Genomic DNA, 17,223 nt, shown 5'->3' with positions numbered 1-17,223 from the left:
GCCGCGAAGCGGACATGTGCATGCTGCACGCAGCTGCCGTTTACGAGAGCGATTGCTCCTCGCCGCCACGACAGCGCTGTACTTTACGCGCAGCTCGATTTCATCATCTCGGCCAGTCGCGCTACATCGGCCTGCACGGTTGCCGGCGCGACGCGCGATATGCCGAAAACCAGCCCCGGCCGCGCCGGCCCCAGATGGAAGCGCGACATCGGCTGCATCGCGAACCCATTTGCCTTCAAAATCTGTGCAAGAGCCTGATCGTCGACATCCGGGTCGCGGAACCACGCCGCCAATTGGAGCCCGCCGGATCCGTCGCTGATATGCAAGGCATCGCCGCAATGGTGCCGAAGGGCCGCGACGCTCGCCGCCATGCGAACGGCGTAAAGGGCTTTCATCTTGCGAATATGGCTACGCAGGCGGCCGTCGCGAATGAAGTCCGCCAGTGCCGCCTGGACATGGATCGGCACGACGGCGCCTCGAAGCTGCAAGGCGGCTGAAACCTCCCGCAGCAACCGCGGCGGGACGATCGCATAGGCAACCCGCACTCCAGGAGCCAAAATCTTCGAGAAGGTGCCTAGATAGACCACGATGCCGTTGCGATCGATACCCTGCAGCGCTGCGATCGGTCGCGAGCCATACTGGAACTCGCTATCGTAATCGTCCTCGATCACGATAGCGCTGCTTGCTTGCGCGACCTCCAGCAGGGCGAGGCGTCTCTGCAGGCTCATCGTCACGCCCGTCGGATATTGATGCGAAGGCGTCACATAGATCAGCCGTGGCGGCGGCCCGAGCGCCCTGGCGACGTCGATCCCGGCATCGTCGCAAGGGACTGGCACCATCTCTGCCCCGGCACTGCGCAGCAGCGCCTGTGCCGTGGGATAACCCGGCTCCTCCATCCAGGCCACGCTGCCGTTCGCCTCTCCGGGCCGCAGCAGAATGCAGGCCAACAGGTCAATGGCGGCGCGGGTCGAGGGCACGATCATGACCTGCTCAGGCCGCGCAACGACGCCCCGCGTATGGGCGACGTGCTCGAGGATAGCCTTCTGCAGTTCCCGGACGCCGTTCGCATCGCCATATCCGAGGTCGTGAATTCTCAGTGAGCGCGCGCGTGCCCCGAGATAGCGCGCCCAGCTCGCATGCGGGAAATCGGCCAGGTCGGGAACGCCGGGCTCGAAAAGCCTGGAAAGCGCAGGCTCGTTGGCTGTCTCGGACAGGCTCGGCGCCGGCTGTAGCGCGTGCGGGAGTGGTGCCGTCCCGACCTCGGCGACACGCGTTGCCGAGCCCGTCTGCGCCACGAGATAGCCGTCCGCCTTCAGGCGCTCATAGGCTTGAACCACGGTCGAGCGGGCGACGCCAAGCGTGCGGGCCAGAGTGCGCGAGGACGGCAGGCCCTGCCCCGCCCGCATGGTGCTGTCGAGGATGCGTTCCCGGATCCTGCGATAGAGCTGCCCTTCGAGGTCGCCCGCCGCTTTGTCCAGGGCCTGCCAGGCCAGGGCGTTTGCCGACACCGTTCAATCCCAAAGTGGTCTGACAAGAATGAGAGAAGTGGCAGTGTACGCCATACCATGCCACCGGCCAATGGTAGCTCGATGCGCTTTCGCCGCATTTGCAAACCCACTCGCGAAATCAGGACGTCACCATGGATCTGTCGGATTGGAAGGGCGTTCCCCGCCCCCAGAGGATTGTGCTGGAAGGGCGCTATGCGCGGCTCGAACCGCTCAATCCCGCCACGCATGGCGACGACCTGCTCGCCTCCGCCCGCGAGCCGGGTGCCGACGACCGTTTCCGCTACCTGTTCGAGGAGACACCCGTGGACATGGCCTCCTTCGGCGCCTGGCTCGAAAAGGCCTCGACCTCAACCGATCCGCTGTTCTTTGCGGTCATCGACAAAAAGACGGGACGGGCAGAGGGGCGGCAGGCATTGATGCGGATCGATGCCGTGAACGGCGTCATCGAGATCGGCAATATCTTGTGGGGGCCGGCGATCGCCCGCAGCCGCGTCGCGACGGAGGCGCTCCATCTTTTCGCGCGCTATGCCTTCGAGACGCTGGGATATCGGCGGTTCGAATGGAAGTGCAACAATCACAATGAGCCTTCGAAGCGCGCGGCCCAGCGCTTCGGCTTCACGGCCGAGGGTGTCTTCCGGCAGCATATGGTGCAGAAGGGCAAGAACCGTGACACCGCGTGGTTCGCGATGATCGACATCGACTGGCCACGTCTCAAGGCCGGCTACGAAGCGTGGTTGGCGCCCGAGAATTTCGATGAGAATGGCCAGCAGCGCACCAGGCTCAGTCTCGATTGAGAGCAGGGCAGCAAGACTGCCTGCGCTAGAGCCGGATGATTTCAGACGGCGTCACTTCGTGATCCCGTCTGAAATCTGAATCCGTCTCTCATCAATGAATTAGAGCAGGATCGATTGCGAAAAACCGGTTCCCACTTTTTCGCATCCTCCTCTAGCGGCTGACCAAAGTCGCTGGCGGGCGGCGGCGGCCATTGCTCGGTTGGGCAGCCTTCGACGCGGAAGGCCTGCTGGCTAGGCTGGCGCTCTGACGGCGCCCGGAACCGGGCCGCCTGGAGCATTTCCGCATTTCTGCGAATCGCGGAAATGCTCTAGCTCCTTGTTTTAACGCGTTTTCTCCGCGAAAACGCTCTAGCTCGTCGAGGCAGGACAGCGCGATGTTTCTTTTCGACGGTCCCGACCAGGCGGCTGTGACGATCCTCCTGGCGCATGGGGCCGGAGCTCCGATGGACACGCCATCGATGACGGCGACCGCAAAGGCGCTGGCCGAAGCGGGCTTTCGCGTTGCCCGCTTCGAGTTCGATTATATGGCGGCACGGCGGGCCGGAGATGGTCGCAGGCCACCGCCACGAGCTGAAAAGCTGAATCCGCAGTATATCGCCGCTGTCGACGCGCTCGGCGCCAAGGGGGCGCTCGTCATCGGTGGCAAATCGATGGGTGGCCGCGTCGCGAGCATGGTGGCTGATGCGCTGTTCCAGAAGGGCCGGATCCGCGGCCTTCTTTGCCTCGGCTATCCCTTCCATCCGCCTGGCAAGCCGGAGCAGTTGCGAACCGGGCACCTGGCCGATCTGAAGACGCCGACTCTCATCGTGCAGGGAACGCGCGATGAGTTCGGCACCCGGGAGGAGGTATCGACCTATAGGCTTTCGCCGCTCATCGACGTCCTATGGCTCGAGGATGGCGATCACGATCTGAAGCCGCGCAAGCGGATTTCCGGCTTTTCGACCGCTGACCATCTCAGGACCATGGCCGAGGCAGCTATCGCCTGGACTGAGCGCCCAACGCGTCACTCAGCGACCCGGTAGCCGGTCGCAAGCCGCGCAAAAATGACGCGCGGACCGGCCCCGTCATCGCCAAGCTTCGCACACCGAAGGTCGAAGGCAGCCCGCTGGAATGCGTGTCATCGAGATGCGCCAGACCCTCGATCGTCGCTGGCAGCTGGCGAGGGAACGCGAGCTTGCTCGCGAGCAGCGGCAGCAGAGCACCAGGAGCGGACATTGGCGCGCCAGCCTGAAGCGGACATTCAAACGAGCGCGCCTTGAGAGTGGTCAAGACGCGGTGTTAGAATTCGTGGAGCGATTTCTTGACGGAAAAGCGCGGGATCGAATGGAGCTGCACATCAGCATTTCCGGACGGGTTCAGGGAGTTGGCTACCGGCAATGGTTCCGCGGCCGCGCCCTCACAGCTGGCATAAGCGGTTGGGTGCGCAACTGCGTAGACGGCACCGTGGAAGCAGCGCTTTCCGGTCCAGCCGAAAGTGTCGAGCGATTAGTTCTTGAGGCGCGGCAAGGCCCTCGCGGCGCAGATGTCGAGGATGTTCGTCGCCTAGAAGCAGCACCGCCGCGGTTGGATGGCGGCGGCCAGACCTTCTTCATTGCCGCAACCGATAGCTTTCCACGACAAGGGCGCGATACTCCTCATTCGCCTTAGCCAGCCGCCCTTGAAGTCCGGAGAGTTCGAGGAATTCGCCGACCCTGTAGGGCAGGGCCTCGATGCGCCATAAGCGGACGTTGGCTTCTCGCCCGAAAGCGGAACTCACAAGCGCGACCGCGGCATCACCGAAGCCGACCCAAACCGTAACTCAACTGGAAAACGCGATGTCCAGAATCAACAGCTCTCGCGAGTGGCTAGCTCTGCTATCGTCCGGCCTCTGCTGGAGGGTTGACCTTGGACGAGCGCCCCACTCTCAATAATCCTGACGACGATCCACGCCTTTGGCTCGAAGGCGTCGAGGATCCGCGCGCAACCGCCTTCGCCGATCGTGAAACCCAGCGGACGCTGGCGGATTTCGGCGATCGGGTCTTCGAGCAGGACCGGGATGCGCTCGCTGCCATTTTCGATCGCGACGATCGATTGCCACTGGCAAACAGGCGCGGCGGGCTTCTCTACAATCTCTGGCAGGATCGCGACCATCCACGCGGGCTATGGCGGCGCACGACGTTGAACTCCTATCGTTCGGCTCGGCCGGATTGGGAGCTCCTGCTCGATCTCGATGCGCTGGCGGCTTCTGAGAGTGAGGATTGGGTTTGGCAGCACGCTGCCGCGGCTCCGGGAACGTCGATGCGTGTCCTGATAGGTCTGTCGCGCGGTGGCTCCGACGCCTGCGTTCTACGGGAATTCGACACTGCGGAAAAAGCCTTTGTCGAAGGCGGCTTTCACCTGCCCGAAGCGAAGCAGAGTGCCTCCTGGCTCGACAAGGACAGCTTGCTCGTCGCCTCGGCCCTCGGCGAGGGGCAGTCGACGAGCTCCGGCTATGCCCGCGCGATCAGGCTCTGGCAGAGGGGGCAGGACATCGCTCAGGCGAAGACTGTCTTCACCGTTCCAGAGAACCATATGCTCGCCTTCGCCTGGATCGACCGCACGGCGTCGCCCACGCGCGTGATCTATGGTGACCAGCGCGCCTTCTTCGAGGCAGAGGCACATCTTGGCGATGCCGAGGGGCCGCAGCGCCCCATTCCGATCCCGAAGGATTGCTGGTGGCTCGTGCGCAACGACCATGTCGTGATCAAGCCACGCACGGAATGGTCCGTCGCCGGGCACAACTATCCAGCGGATACGGTTCTGGCCGGGCAGTTCGGGGATCTGCTCGCCAATTCCTTCAAACCGGTCGTGCTATTCAAACCGGGGCTGCGGCGAACGCTGAAGGGCATGTTCTGGGCGGGAGACCGCTTGTTCCTGTCGATCCTCGACGAGCTCGTCCCGAAATTCCAGGCCTATCGGCCGACGGCGAAGGGATGGCTCCGAACCGATCCCGAAGCCATGCCGCGGCATCGGGTGGTCGATGTCTGGCGCGTCGACCTACGCGCCGAGGAAACGAATGGCGACGTATTCGTCTCGGCTCAGGACCCGGTCACGCCGCCGAGCCTGTTCTACATTGCGGAGGGCCGGCCGCCGGAGCGGTTGAAGCGAGCCTCGGCGAGTTTCGACGCGACCGGCCTACAAGTCTCCCATCACGAGGCGCAGGCCCTCGACAGAGAGCGGATCCCCTATCTTCAGATCGGCCCCCGGAACGCGCGGGGCGACGCACCGACGCTGATGTATGGCTATGGCGGTTTCGGCCATGCGCAGATGCCGTCTTACAACAGCGCGGTCGGTAAGCTCTGGCTGGAACGCGGCGGCACCTATGTGCTCGCCCAGATCCGCGGCGGCGGCGAGTTCGGCTCGCCCTGGCACCATGCCGGAATCCGCGAACACAAAGCGCGGTCACACGACGATTTCGCCGCAGTCGCCGGCGATCTGGTCGAGCGAGGCCTCACCCGGCCCGGGCGGATCGCCGCCGAGGGCGGCTCGAACGGCGGCCTGCTGATCGCCAACATGCTGACCCGATATCCCGAGCGCTTCGGCGCGCTGTTCTGCACGATCCCCCTGATCGACATGCGCCGCTACAGCAAGCTGCTCGCCGGCGCGAGCTGGATCGCGGAATACGGCGATCCCGACCTGCCGGAGGATTGGGCCTTCCTCCAGCACGTCTCGGCCTATCACGCCCTGTCGGCTGGCAAACCGCGCCCGCCCATCCTGATCGCGACGACGCGGCGGGATGACCGGGTCCATCCTGGCCACGCCCGAAAGATGTTCGCCAAACTGCGCGACTTGGGCCACGACGCCTGGCTCTACGAGCCGGTGGCGGGCGGCCATGGCTATGGCAAGGACAGTCGGGAGCGCGCCGCTTTCATTGCCCTCGGATATCGTTTCCTGCGCCAGAAGATCGGCTGGATGGAGTAAGATGCGCCAATTGCCGACATTCGAAAGCACCCAAAAAGCAGGCGCAGGTGAAACGCGCGGAACCACTTTCCAGGCGCACGGCCTGCCGAATAGCCTTTTTCATCTCAGCGACGGCTGCTCGAAACCCGCCCCTGATGCCCACTGGACAGGAACTGCATGAAAGCCGGCGGGAGCTCAATGAAGTCGAGCGCCTCCTGACGGATATCGAACTCCGCGATAGCCTCGGTCAGCATCTCGAATTCCCGCTCTCCGTCAGAATTCCTCGGTGACGAGATCAGCTGTGCAGCTCGCAGCACAGCAGCCTTCCGCTGCTCATAAGACGAGATCATCACGGCGTCGGCGTTGGGCATGACACCACCTCATCGCTACGCAACCTCACATCAACTAAGCTAGTGACCCAAGCGCTGGAATACGAGTCGCTTGTACGAGGTCGCTCGGTATCCGGCCCCTCCCCCTGGTGTCGCCGAGAGTGGCCGCACCGCCGCAATGACCGTGCGCCCCGCGTCCTACCCGCTCATCGGCGAGCACGCGTGATGATTTGCAGCTCGCGCCAGGATTTGCCTGAAAGCCGACTTGCCCGATGCCCGCGAAGCGCAGCCGACCTTGGATGATCGCTTACAAGCGGTCATTCGTGCGAGGCAGGCAAATCTCATGCGGCGCTATCGGCCCATTTCGGACTGGATGCCTGACCTGGCAAAGGTCCGAAAAGGGCCTTCACAAAAGCGGAAGCTCGCGAACTGCACGCAACCAGCCATTCAACAATTGGCTCTCAGCGGCTAGTCGAGCCATGTTTTAAGAGCTTTGATCGCTCGCGCCATATGCTTCTGACGGAAGCTTCACTAGCCGGTTGATGCGGAAGCAGTCCGGCAGTGCCCCCTCAATATACCCTGAATCTGCTTATTCGCTCTTAGGCATTGTGTGGCCATGTTGCCGGGGCGTGGAGGCCCAGACGCGGTAGCGCTCGGACGGCTCGACCTGTCCGCTGGCCATCAGTTCGGTCCAAACGCCGCAGGCGTCGAGGAAATGATTCACGCCGACGGGCCACATGATCAGGCTCAGCGCCTCGACCAACTGGTCCTCCGAGGCACGCTGGTTGTAGAGCGCCTTGATGTGGGCCGTGAGCCCCCAATGCCTGCCAAGCGTCGCCTGCAAGGCCGCGATGGCGAGGTGCGAAAGCGCACGAGGCAGCACCGCCTCATCGAGCAGGGCCTCGAAGGCGGCGAGATAGGCGCCCTCGCCGGCCAGGCCCGGAAACGACGCGCTCCAGTGGCGATCCATGAAGGCGAAGGCTTCCGCACCCAGCGCGAAGGCGCAGAGCCGGGTCAACAGTTCAGCCTGGGCTTGCGTCCCGGCCGCCTTGAAGAACAACTCGACGTGATGCGTGCCGATCGCTTCCTTGGCCGCGATCAGGATAGCGAGCCAGACGACTTCGCGCTCGAAGGGCGTCAGGTGCCGGTCCGTCTGGGTCAGGGCCGCATACATGCGGAAATAGGCATCCTGCAGATCGGGCGCCGCTACCGCCATGGCGCCGTGATGCGGCAGCAGGAAGCCGCGCGTCTTGCGCAACGCCTCGATCCGCTCCCGCAAGGCGGCGGGAACGCTATCGTCGTCCATGCTCATCGCGTTTCGATACCTCTTCCAAAGCCCCGCGCGTCAGGCCCGCCAGCGCAGCAGCCAGCCTTCGGTCGCCTTCAGGATGCTGTTGATGATGGCGCCGACCACGGCCAGGATGATGATCCCCGCGAAGACCGAATTGGTGTCGAACAGCCCCGTCGCCTGGGCGATGATGAAACCGATGCCGCGATTGGACGACATGAACTCGCCGATCACCGTGCCGACCAGCGCATAGGGCACCGAGACCTTCAGCCCGGTGATGACCCAGGCGGTGGCCGAGGGGATGATCACCGTGCGCATCACGCCCCATTGCGATGCACCCATGATCTGGGTGGCGTGGATGTAGATCGGGTTGACCTCACGCACGCCCGAAAAGGTGTTCAGGAACACGACGAAGAACACGATCGAAGCCGAAACCGCGATCTTCGACTCGATGCCGATGCCGAACCAGATGATGAAGAGCGGCGCGAGTGCCAGCTTTGGAATGCTGTAGAGCGCGGTGATGTAGGGGTCCAAAACCTCGGCCAGGAAGGCGAATTTGCCGAAAAGCAGGCCCATCGCAAAGCCGATCGTCGAGCCGATGATGAACCCGATCGCGGTCGCATAGAGCGTGATCGAGAGATGGCGGTAAAGCTCGCCATTCATCAGCCAAGTATAGAGCTTGCCGAAGACGGCGCTTGGCGAGGACACGAAGAACGGATCGATCAGCCGTCCCGACGCCCATTGCCAGAATGCCAGAAAGACGATGCCGAAGACCGCCTGGCAGACATAGACCATGACCTTGCGACGGACGAGGCCCGCTTCGAAGTCGCGAACCGCCCGGGATGGCGCGCCCGTGCCGACCGCCGCGCTTTCATCGACTTGCATGACGCTTCCACCGCTCACAGGTCTTCCCCTTTGGCGATCTCGGGGGAGAGTTCACGCCACAGATTATCGTAGGCGGTCTCGAATTCGCGCAGGAAGCGGACTTTGAAGACGTCGCGCGGATAGGGGATCTTGATCTCCTCGACATATTTGATCTTGCCCGGCCGGCCCGAGAACACGATGACGCGCGAAGCCAGCGCGATCGCTTCGGCCAGATCATGCGTCACGAAGACGATCGTCTTCTTCTGCTCCTGCCAGATCCGCAGCAATTGCTGCTGCATCACCAGCTTGAGCTGGGCGTCGAGCGCGCCGAACGGCTCGTCCATCAACAGCGTGTCGGGGCCATAGGCCAGCATCTGGGCCAGCGCGACGCGCTTGCGCATGCCGCCCGAGAGCTCCTTCGGGAAGGCCTTGTCGAAACCCTTGAGATCGACGAGCGCGAGCATCTCGGCCACGCGCTTCTGGCGCTGCGCCGCCGGCATGCCGCGATATTCCAGCGGCAGGCCGACATTCTGCTCGACGGTCCGCCAGGGCAGCACGCTGTCGGCCTGCGTCAGGTAGCCGACATGCCGGTTGATGGCGGTGACCTTGCGGCCCTCATGCATGATCGAGCCGGACGTCATCGGGATGATGCCCGCGATCATGTTGAGCAGGGTCGATTTCCCGCAGCCGGAAGGACCGACGAAGGCGACGAATTCGCCCTCCTCGATCTCCAGCGAGACATGGTCGAGCGCGACGACCTCGCGGCCGCGCCCGATATAGCGCTTGTCGACGCCGTCGATGCTGATCGCCGCGCCGGCCATCACAGGCCCTTCATGGCCGCGGCCGCGATCGAGGGATCGCTGACGTTTGCGAAGGTCAGGGTATCCTGTAGCGGGGCCGCGCCCATCTGCTTGTTCACCGTGTTGATGAAGGCGATGTTGCCGTCGAGCAGCGCCTGCTTCGGGGTTGGATCGTCGAAATAGATCGCGCCGTTATTGGCGAAGGCGAGCTCGAAGGTCTCGGGCTCCAATCCTTCAAACCAGTCCTTGGCCCAGGCCTTGAACTTTTGCGGCTCGGATTTGATCGAGCGCAGCGCCAGGGCGATGCCGCGTGCATAGCGCTCCAGCGCGTCGCGCTTGCTGGCGATCGTCGCCTCGCCGGAGGAGGCGACGATGTACTGCACCTCCTTGAGCTGTGTCGGCGGGTTCAACGCCATCTGAAAGAGATAGCCGCAATTCTGCCGCTGCACCGCCATGTCGGCTGTCGGCGACGACAGGCAGAAGCCTTCGATGACACCCTGCTGCAGCGCCGCCAGGATCGCGGGCCCACCGCCCTGGATCGGCACGAGCTGGAAGTCGCGATTGGCGTCCATGCCCGCCAGCGAGGCGAGATAGCGGAACAGCGCGTCAGGCGCTGCGCCCGGGCCCGTGGTGCCGAGCTTCAGGCCCTTCAGCGCCTCGATCTTCTTGGCCTCGGGCGACTTCTCGTCGACGCCGCGCTTGGACAGGATGTCGTTCTTCAGCATGACATGGCTGGCATAGCGGCTGACCGTCGCGATGAAGGTGCGGATCTGCAGGTTCTGCGCCCGCGCCCGTAGCACCTCGCCGGGATCGCCCAGCACGATGTCGACGCCGCCGCCCTGCAGGGCCGCGACATTGGTGCCGCGATTGGAGGCGTTGGAATTCACCTTGACCCGCGCTTCGGTGAAGAACGCAGCCGAGCTCGCATAGTCCTCCGCCGCCCAGAGCCAGGATTTGGAGGTCGAGCGCAATGTCGTCAGCTCCGGCATCGAAGCCTGGGCATGGACGATTTTGGGAAGGAAGGCGCCGGCGGTGGCGCCCGAGGCTGCCACGAGCAGCGAACGGCGGGAGAAAGCGGTCTTGTCGGTCATGATCCTGTTCCCCGGTTTTTTAGATCTATGATTATTCGGCTTCGACGATGGCGCGGACGCCCGCCATGATCAGGCTGTGGTCGTCCTCATGCGGCAGCCCTGAGACCGCCAGCGCGCCGACGACCTGGCCATGCGCGAACAACGGCACGCCGCCGCCGACATCGACGACCGCGCGCGGATCGGCCCAGGCGACATCGGCGAGCGTCCGCCCCGTGCCGCGCAGGTGATGATGCCACCACAGCGAGCTATGGCCGCAATTGAAGACCGTATTGATCTTGAGGTCGAGGAAGCGCTCATTGTCGATGCTGGTGCCGGCGCCGGCCAGGAGCAGAACCGTCCGCCGCCCCAGCACGATTTTCACGGCAAGCGGCGCGGGGCTGTTGGCCAGGAGGTCGCGGCCGAGCGCGTGCAACGTCGTGGTATCGAGCGGCAACCGGGCCAGGACCTGCTCGTTGGCCTCGATGGCCTTCTTGGCGGCTGCGTGATCCATCGTCGCTGCGCCCGTTTCACTCATGCCGCAAGTCGCTCATGCTGCAAGTCGCTCATGCTGCAAGTCACTCATGCCGCAAGAACGATGCCGCCGGTGACGTTCAGGATCGTCCCGGTCATGTAGGATGAATCCGGACCGCACAGGAACCGCACCGGCCCCGCCACATCCTCCGCCGTACCGACCCGGCGCAGCGGGATTGTAGTCGGATCCGGCTTCGAAAACGCCGCCGTCATCTCCGTGGCGATCACGCCCGGCGCCACGGCATTGCACAGGATGCCGTGCTGGCCGCCATTGCGGGCGATATGCCGCGCCATCGCGACGACCGCGCCTTTCGTGGCGGAGTATTCCGTCCCGACGATCACGCCGCCCTGATAATAAGCCATGGAGCTCACCAGCACGATCCGGCCATAGCGACGCTCGACCATGTGACCCCAGACGGCGGCGACGCAGTGCTGGGTGCCGTGAAGATTGACATCGATCACGCGGTCCCACTGCGCCCAGTCACCCGCCACGGTTCCAGGCGGGCAGATGCCGGCATTGCAGATCAGGATATCGAGCCGGCCTGAACTGGCGATGATCTCATCGGCGAGCGCCTTGCAGGCGGAGCGGTCGGTCACGTCGAGGACGCGGCCATGAGCGGTTCCCCCCGCTGCCACAATGCCGTCAACGGTTTCGTCGCAAGCCAGGATGTCGGCGACATGGATCCTCGCGCCATCGGCTGCCAGCGCCCGGCAGATCGCGGCGCCGATCCCGCGCGCACCACCTGTCACCAGGGCGACCTGCCCCGAAAGCGGCCGAGCGGCCGGGCTTGCCTGCATCGCGACTCTCCCCCGCGCCGGCAAGTGGAGCTTCTTTGTCCCCAAATTACCGCTAGGCTTTCATCTTATGATCTGGTTGTTATAAACAAAGTACAAGTTAGCTGTCAAACGAGGTAAGCGCTTGGAATTCGACTTTATCATCGTCGGAGCAGGCTCTGCAGGCTGCGTTTTGGCCAATCGCCTCTCGGCCGATCCGGCCCTCAAGGTCCTGCTTCTGGAGGCTGGCGGCCCGGATTGGAATCCGCTCTTCCGGGTGCCTCTGATGACAGGCGTGCTGCTGCGCAGCCGCTACGCCAACTGGTTCTATCGCACCGAACCCGAGCCGCATCTGCAGGGCCGGCGTCTGTTCTGGCCGCGCGGCCGTGTACTCGGCGGCTCCTCCGCGATCAACGGCATGGTCTACACCCGCGGCACGCCGATGGATTATGACGGCTGGAGCCAGATGGGCCTGCCCGACTGGTCCTTCGACAAAGTGCTGCCCGCCTTCAAGCGCAGCGAAAGCTATCAGCCGGGCGGCAACGGCTTGCGCGGCGGCAACGGCCCGCTGCCGGTCTCGCGTCCCAATACGCCAAACCCGCTGTTCGATGCCTTCGTGGAAGCGGGCCAGCAGGCCGGCTATCCGTATAATCCCGATTTCAACGGCGCGACCCAGGAAGGGTTTGGCCGCTACGACTTCACCACCAAGGACGGAGAGCGCTGGAGCGCGGCACGCTCCTTCCTCGATCCCGTTCGCAACCGCCCCAATCTGACGATCAAGACCAAGGCACGCCTGCTGCGCGTCGCATTCGAGGGCGAGCGCGCGACGGGCGTGGAGATCGTGAGCGGCACCGGGCGCGAGACGATCAAGGCTTCACGCGAGATCATCCTGTCCTGCGGGACCGTCAATTCACCTGCGGCATTGCTGCATTCCGGCATCGGCGACGCCGATCTGCTGCGCCGTTACGGCATTCCGGTCATTGCCGATCTCAAGGGCGTCGGCAAGAATCTGCAGGATCATCTGCTCGCCCGCGTCGAGCATGCCTGTCTCGAACCGATCACGCTCTACGGCACACTGCGCGGCGACCGGGCCGTGCTCGCGCTGCTGCAGGCGATAGCCCTCAAACGCGGCCCTGCCGCCTCCTTCCCGCTCGAAGCCGGCGCCTTCTTCAAATCGGACCCGGCACTCGACGAGCCCGACCTGCAGTCGCATTTCCTGCCGGGCCTCTCGACGGCGGCGCTGCGCCTGCCTTTCCTGGCGCGCGCCGGGAACCGCTATGAGGGGCATGGCTTCTTCGCCAATGTCTATCAGCTGCGTCCCCACAGCACCGGCGAGATCTCGATCGGCAGCGCCGATCCGCTCGCGGCGCCGCTGATCCGGCCGAACTACCTGTCCGACCCGACCGATCTCAGGGTTCTGCGCGAGGGCGTGAAAGCGCTGCGCCGCGTCTTCGCGCAGCCCGCCTTCGATCGCTATCGCGGTCCCGAACTCTCGCCCGGTCCCGAGGTCGTCACGGACGCCGAGATCGAGGCCTGGCTGCGCGCCACGGCCGACACGGTGTTCCACCCGGTCGGCAGTTGCAGGATGGGGACCGACACCATGGCGGTCGTCGATCAGCACCTGCGCGTTCGCGGTCTCGCGGGCTTGCGCGTGGTCGATGCCTCGGTGATGCCGCGCATGCCCTCGTCGAACACGCACGCACCGACGATGATGGTCGCGGAGCGCGCGGCCGAATTCATCCTCGGGGCAGCGGCATGATGCGCCGCCGGCCCCAGCGGATGCGAGCCTCCTCAGCGTTTCGCGCGGCTGGCTTCGTCGAAGCCGCCCTGGCCCGACAGGTTCGCCCAGTCCAGGAAAGGTTGGGAGGCGGAAACTTTTCCAGCCACGATCAGTTCGCGCCAGACCCGCGCAGCCTCGACGAAATGCGGCACGCTGCCGGGGAACATGGCCAGCGAGATCGCCTCGGCAAGTTCGAGTTCCGGCACGGCGTCGTCATAGGCCGCCACGATCTGCAGCGCGAGCGCGTCCCAGCCCGCCTTGCAGACGAAGACGGAGGCGACGGCCATGTTGACGAGGCGCATCGGCACATCGCCGGCGCTCTTGCGCAAGGCGCGCAGATAGATCGCCTGCGGGTCGCAGTCCGGCAAGTGACCGAGCCAGTTCCTGGCGACGAAGCGATAGGATTCGAAGCCCAGCGCGAGCGCCGTGATCGTCAGGATGACCTCGAGTTCGGCATCGGTGCCCCCAGCCGCCTTGAACTTGGCGATGTGATGGGTCGCGATCGCCTCATCGGTGGCGATCAGGATCGCCAGCCAGACGAATTCGCGGTCATGATGGCTCAGCACGCGATCGGCGAGCGCGATCTGGGTATAGGCTGCGTCATAGGCATCCAGCAGCGCCGGCGAGGTGATCGCCATCAGCCCGTGATGCGGCAGCAGATAGCCGCGCTTGGCGCGGACGCCGGCAAGCAGCTCAACCAGGTTCGGGGGCGTGGTCATCGAGACAGATCTCCTGGGCTCAGGTCACGCCAAGGATTGCAGATATGACAAGTAATACAAGTTTGGCCGGCCGCCGCCTGCTGGTGACGGGAGCCGGATCGGGAATCGGGCTGGCCTTCCTCAAGCTCGCTCTCGCCGATGGCGCCGCCTGCTTCGCCCTGGTGCGCGACGAGCGCGAACGCGAGGCTCTGCTGCGTGAGGTCGATGGGACGCTCGGCAACACCATCGCAGCCGCCGATCTGACCGATTTCGCGCGCTCGGCGGAGCGGGTGGAGGCTGCACGCGCGCAGCTCGGCGGCCTCGACGGACTGGTCTCCAGCGCCGGCATCTTCGACCATCGGCCGGGCCTCGAAACAGGCCTCGCCGATTGGCAACGCGTGCTCGACATCAACCTGACCGCCGGCTTCTCGCTCGCTCGCGATTCTGCACTCGCAATGGCTCCGGGCGGGGCCATCACCTTCGTATCGAGCCAGATCGGCATCGTCGGGCATCCACGTGCTGCCGCTTATGCGGCTTCCAAGGCCGGGCTCAACGGCCTGACCAAGGCACTGGCGCTTGAACTGGCGCCGCGTGGCATCAGGGTCAATGCGGTGGCGCCGGGGCCGATCGCGACACCGATGACTGCTGTCGCACGCGCCGATGCAGAGCGGGCCGAGCGGCTTGTCACCAGCATTCCGCTCGGGCGTTTCGGCGAACCCGGCGAAGTCGCCGAAGTCCTGCGCTTCCTGACCTCGCAGGCGGCCTCTTTCATCACCGGGCAGGTGCTGTGCGTCGATGGCGGCGTCACCGCCGCTTGAATGACCCGGATGGCTAATGTTGCGCGCGGGAATCGCTGTATCGAGATTGAGCGGGCCGGCAGCGGCGGCGGGCAAAGCAGTGACGAGCGGAGTTGAAGGATGATGACGATCGGCATGAGCAGGCGAGGCGGCGAGGTGCGCCAGGAGATCGCGGCGCCGCTGCATCATCAGGTCTATGTCGTCCTGCGCCAGCAGATCATCGATGGCCAGTACCAGCCCGGCAAGGCGCTGCCCTCGGAACACAAGCTCGAGGAGCTGTTCAAGGTCTCGCGCATCACCGTGCGCCGCGCACTCGACCGGCTGGCCTCGGAGGGCCTCGTGGTACGTCGGCATGGCAAAGGCAATTTCGCCCAGCCGGTGATCACGCCGCCGCCGATCGACACCAATCTGCGCGGCATGCTCGAAAATCTGCTCGCCATGGGGCTGCGTACGCGCGTCGACCTGATCGAGTTCGACTATGTTCCAGCCTCGCCCGAAGTCGCGACGCGGCTGGAATTGCAGCAAGGCGCCATCGTCCAGCGTGTCGTGCGCGTCCGGCACCATGAGAACACACCGTTCTCCTTCCTGACGACCTATGTGCCGGAAACGGTCGGCCGCACCTACGGTCCCAACGATCTCCTGGAGCGGCCGTTGCTCAGCCTGTTTGAGAAAGCCGGCATCAAGGTCGCGAGGGCCGATCAGACCATCACGGCCAAGCTCGCCGATACCCGCGTCGCCCCCCTGCTGGAGGTCGAGATCGGCGCTGCGCTGCTCGGCATCCGCCGGCTCGTCCGCGACGAGAAGGGTCGGCCGGTGGAACTGCTCGAAGCTCTTTATCGCCCTGACATCTACGAATACCAGATGGCGATGACCCGCAAAGGCAAGAAGCCCGAGTTCATCTGGTCGGACAGTTCAACGATGACGCGCTGACTGAGGTCTAGGCGCCGCTCTGATTGAAGGCCCACACGATCAGTGAAACCAAGTTTAGCGCCCGCATCTGCGGTGCAGGTACAGCACCAGCGACCTTCCAAACCTTTCGCCCTCCGTCCGACATCCCGACTGACGAAGGCGGGGCAAACCGCCTCGCGCTTCCCCGTTCGTATGAACCACGTGCCTGCAGGCCGGCGCGACAACCAGACCGTCCAGAAGCAGACTTATTGGAAGTCCGCATTGGGCCTATTCCGGTGAAAAAGTCGTCGTTGCTGCGGCTGTGAAGTCCTGATTCAGTCGTCCTTGGATGGCGGGCAGCGCGATGATGGGCGAGCGGCAGGTGGCGCAGGAGGCGTTGTTCTACGAGTTCAGCCTGGAGCGCCACGTGCCGGCCGATCATTGGGTGCGCGCCATCCGTGGCCGCCCCCTTCTGCGTCTGCCCCATGGCGATCAGAGAGGGCAGGCAGGGGCCGCGACAAGCAGCAGACCACGCAGGCGGCACATCGCATGTAATCCCATATCGGCAGCGAGCCTCTATTAACGCCCGGAGGAACACATTTGAGCCATTCCGCCACCACCGCCGAAGCAGATATAGGCTTGATCGAAGCGCGGATCCGCATTGACCATGCCGGCGCCGGGATCCAGCGTAGCAAAGACGGGCTTGGCGGCATCCGGCAAGGCCGGCGGATCGAACCCGTCGATCGCGGTCCTGTTCACCGGCCGGGCAGGCTCGACGCTCGGAGCGGCCGTCACAGTCCAGATGCCGGCGATGCGCGTGGTAACGGTGTAGTTCGGATTGCTCAACACGCCGACGACGGTCAACATATACGGACTGTCGGCAACACTTGAGGAGCTGGTGATGCCGAACGAGTTCGAAAGCCCCGTCAGCACGCCGACATTCTCGCCGTTTTGCAGGCCCGTTGCCGAAAGCCCAGGATTTGCCGGTTGTGATCCATACACCGAGGTTCCGCCCATCGCAGTAACGATGATGGCGGCCGGATTGATTTGCACGGTCCCGCTGCCGCCAGTCACGGTGTAGTTACTGTTGCTGACCGACAGGCCCGCCAGGTTCAGCGCCTGCGCTCCAGCGCTGACATTCGCCGAGGCGACCGAGCCCGCCCCGGCGAGCCCGATCGAGGCCG

At 64.5% G+C, this 17,223-nt stretch carries 17 protein-coding genes; 7 read left to right on the top strand and 10 right to left on the bottom strand.

All coding sequences use genetic code 11. The annotated features are described in order from the left end of the window. Window positions 1-83 precede the first annotated feature (83 nt). Window positions 84-1,508 (bottom strand): MocR-like pyridoxine biosynthesis transcription factor PdxR, encoded by a 1,425-nt coding sequence (locus tag BMZ97_RS26200; protein WP_092176910.1) that lies wholly within the window; start codon window positions 1,506-1,508, stop codon window positions 84-86. 131 nt (window positions 1,509-1,639) lie between these two features. Here BMZ97_RS26200 and BMZ97_RS26195 point away from each other — a divergent pair, with 131 nt between their 5' ends. From BMZ97_RS26195 to BMZ97_RS26180, 4 genes are all read left to right on the top strand, one after another. Beyond that, window positions 1,640-2,302: a GNAT family N-acetyltransferase gene (locus BMZ97_RS26195; RefSeq protein ID WP_092176908.1), complete on the top strand. Its 663-nt coding sequence runs from the start codon at window positions 1,640-1,642 to the stop codon at window positions 2,300-2,302. 374 nt (window positions 2,303-2,676) lie between these two features. Then, window positions 2,677-3,324: an alpha/beta hydrolase family protein gene (locus tag BMZ97_RS26190; RefSeq protein WP_092176905.1), complete on the top strand. Its 648-nt coding sequence runs from the start codon at window positions 2,677-2,679 to the stop codon at window positions 3,322-3,324. 88 nt (window positions 3,325-3,412) lie between these two features. Continuing rightward, the gene (locus BMZ97_RS31650) at window positions 3,413-3,949 is read left to right on the top strand and encodes an acylphosphatase (protein ID WP_244546601.1); all 537 of its coding nucleotides are present in this window, start codon (window positions 3,413-3,415) and stop codon (window positions 3,947-3,949) included. 231 nt (window positions 3,950-4,180) lie between these two features. Further along, complete coding sequence (locus tag BMZ97_RS26180) at window positions 4,181-6,241, top strand: prolyl oligopeptidase family serine peptidase (protein WP_092176902.1); 2,061 nt, start codon at window positions 4,181-4,183, stop codon at window positions 6,239-6,241. Between the two features lie 104 nt (window positions 6,242-6,345). Here the strand turns inward: BMZ97_RS26180 and BMZ97_RS26175 are convergent, their stop codons facing one another. The 7 genes from BMZ97_RS26175 to BMZ97_RS26145 form a co-directional block, all read right to left on the bottom strand. Next, on the bottom strand, window positions 6,346-6,591 hold the full coding sequence (locus BMZ97_RS26175; RefSeq protein ID WP_092176900.1) for a hypothetical protein: 246 nt from the start codon (window positions 6,589-6,591) through the stop codon (window positions 6,346-6,348). Between the two features lie 547 nt (window positions 6,592-7,138). Continuing rightward, a complete protein-coding gene (locus BMZ97_RS26170) occupies window positions 7,139-7,855 on the bottom strand; it encodes a carboxymuconolactone decarboxylase family protein (RefSeq protein ID WP_175525751.1) in 717 nt (238 codons plus the stop codon). A 39-nt stretch (window positions 7,856-7,894) separates the two neighbouring features. Beyond that, on the bottom strand, window positions 7,895-8,722 hold the full coding sequence (locus BMZ97_RS26165) for an ABC transporter permease (RefSeq protein WP_092176895.1): 828 nt from the start codon (window positions 8,720-8,722) through the stop codon (window positions 7,895-7,897). A gap of 14 nt (window positions 8,723-8,736) precedes the next feature. After that, window positions 8,737-9,522 carry an ABC transporter ATP-binding protein gene (locus tag BMZ97_RS26160; RefSeq protein WP_092176892.1) on the bottom strand — a complete coding sequence of 262 codons (786 nt, stop codon included), beginning with the start codon at window positions 9,520-9,522 and terminating at the stop codon, window positions 8,737-8,739. Further along, window positions 9,522-10,592 carry an ABC transporter substrate-binding protein gene (locus tag BMZ97_RS26155; protein WP_092176889.1) on the bottom strand — a complete coding sequence of 357 codons (1,071 nt, stop codon included), beginning with the start codon at window positions 10,590-10,592 and terminating at the stop codon, window positions 9,522-9,524. The genes BMZ97_RS26160 and BMZ97_RS26155 overlap by 1 nt, the downstream gene beginning before the upstream one ends. Before the next feature lie 31 nt (window positions 10,593-10,623). Continuing rightward, the gene (locus BMZ97_RS26150) at window positions 10,624-11,106 is read right to left on the bottom strand and encodes a heme-binding protein (RefSeq protein WP_092176886.1); all 483 of its coding nucleotides are present in this window, start codon (window positions 11,104-11,106) and stop codon (window positions 10,624-10,626) included. 44 nt (window positions 11,107-11,150) lie between these two features. Continuing rightward, window positions 11,151-11,900, bottom strand: a complete 750-nt coding sequence (locus BMZ97_RS26145; protein ID WP_092176883.1) for an SDR family NAD(P)-dependent oxidoreductase — start codon at window positions 11,898-11,900, stop codon at window positions 11,151-11,153. A gap of 121 nt (window positions 11,901-12,021) precedes the next feature. Between BMZ97_RS26145 and BMZ97_RS26140 the strand changes: the two genes are divergently transcribed. Continuing rightward, window positions 12,022-13,635: a GMC family oxidoreductase gene (locus BMZ97_RS26140; RefSeq protein WP_092176880.1), complete on the top strand. Its 1,614-nt coding sequence runs from the start codon at window positions 12,022-12,024 to the stop codon at window positions 13,633-13,635. A 32-nt stretch (window positions 13,636-13,667) separates the two neighbouring features. Here BMZ97_RS26140 and BMZ97_RS26135 read toward each other — a convergent pair whose 3' ends face one another. Next, entirely contained in the window at window positions 13,668-14,375 is a 708-nt protein-coding gene (locus BMZ97_RS26135; RefSeq protein WP_092176877.1) for a carboxymuconolactone decarboxylase family protein, read from the bottom strand. A 44-nt stretch (window positions 14,376-14,419) separates the two neighbouring features. On the opposite strand from BMZ97_RS26135, the gene BMZ97_RS26130 reads away from it, so the two are divergent. Both BMZ97_RS26130 and BMZ97_RS26125 read left to right on the top strand, forming a co-directional pair. After that, on the top strand, window positions 14,420-15,172 hold the full coding sequence (locus tag BMZ97_RS26130; protein ID WP_092176874.1) for an SDR family NAD(P)-dependent oxidoreductase: 753 nt from the start codon (window positions 14,420-14,422) through the stop codon (window positions 15,170-15,172). 114 nt (window positions 15,173-15,286) lie between these two features. Beyond that, on the top strand, window positions 15,287-16,081 hold the full coding sequence (locus BMZ97_RS26125) for a GntR family transcriptional regulator (protein ID WP_175525750.1): 795 nt from the start codon (window positions 15,287-15,289) through the stop codon (window positions 16,079-16,081). 537 nt (window positions 16,082-16,618) lie between these two features. Here the strand turns inward: BMZ97_RS26125 and BMZ97_RS31405 are convergent. Continuing rightward, the coding region (locus BMZ97_RS31405; protein ID WP_210188337.1) for an MBG domain-containing protein at window positions 16,619-17,223 on the bottom strand (605 nt) is incomplete at its 5' end.

The sequence above is a fragment of the Allobosea sp. OK403 genome, from assembly GCF_900113835.1.
Taxonomy (GTDB): domain Bacteria; phylum Pseudomonadota; class Alphaproteobacteria; order Rhizobiales; family Beijerinckiaceae; genus Allobosea.
This window is presented reverse-complemented; position numbering and strand designations above follow the sequence as displayed.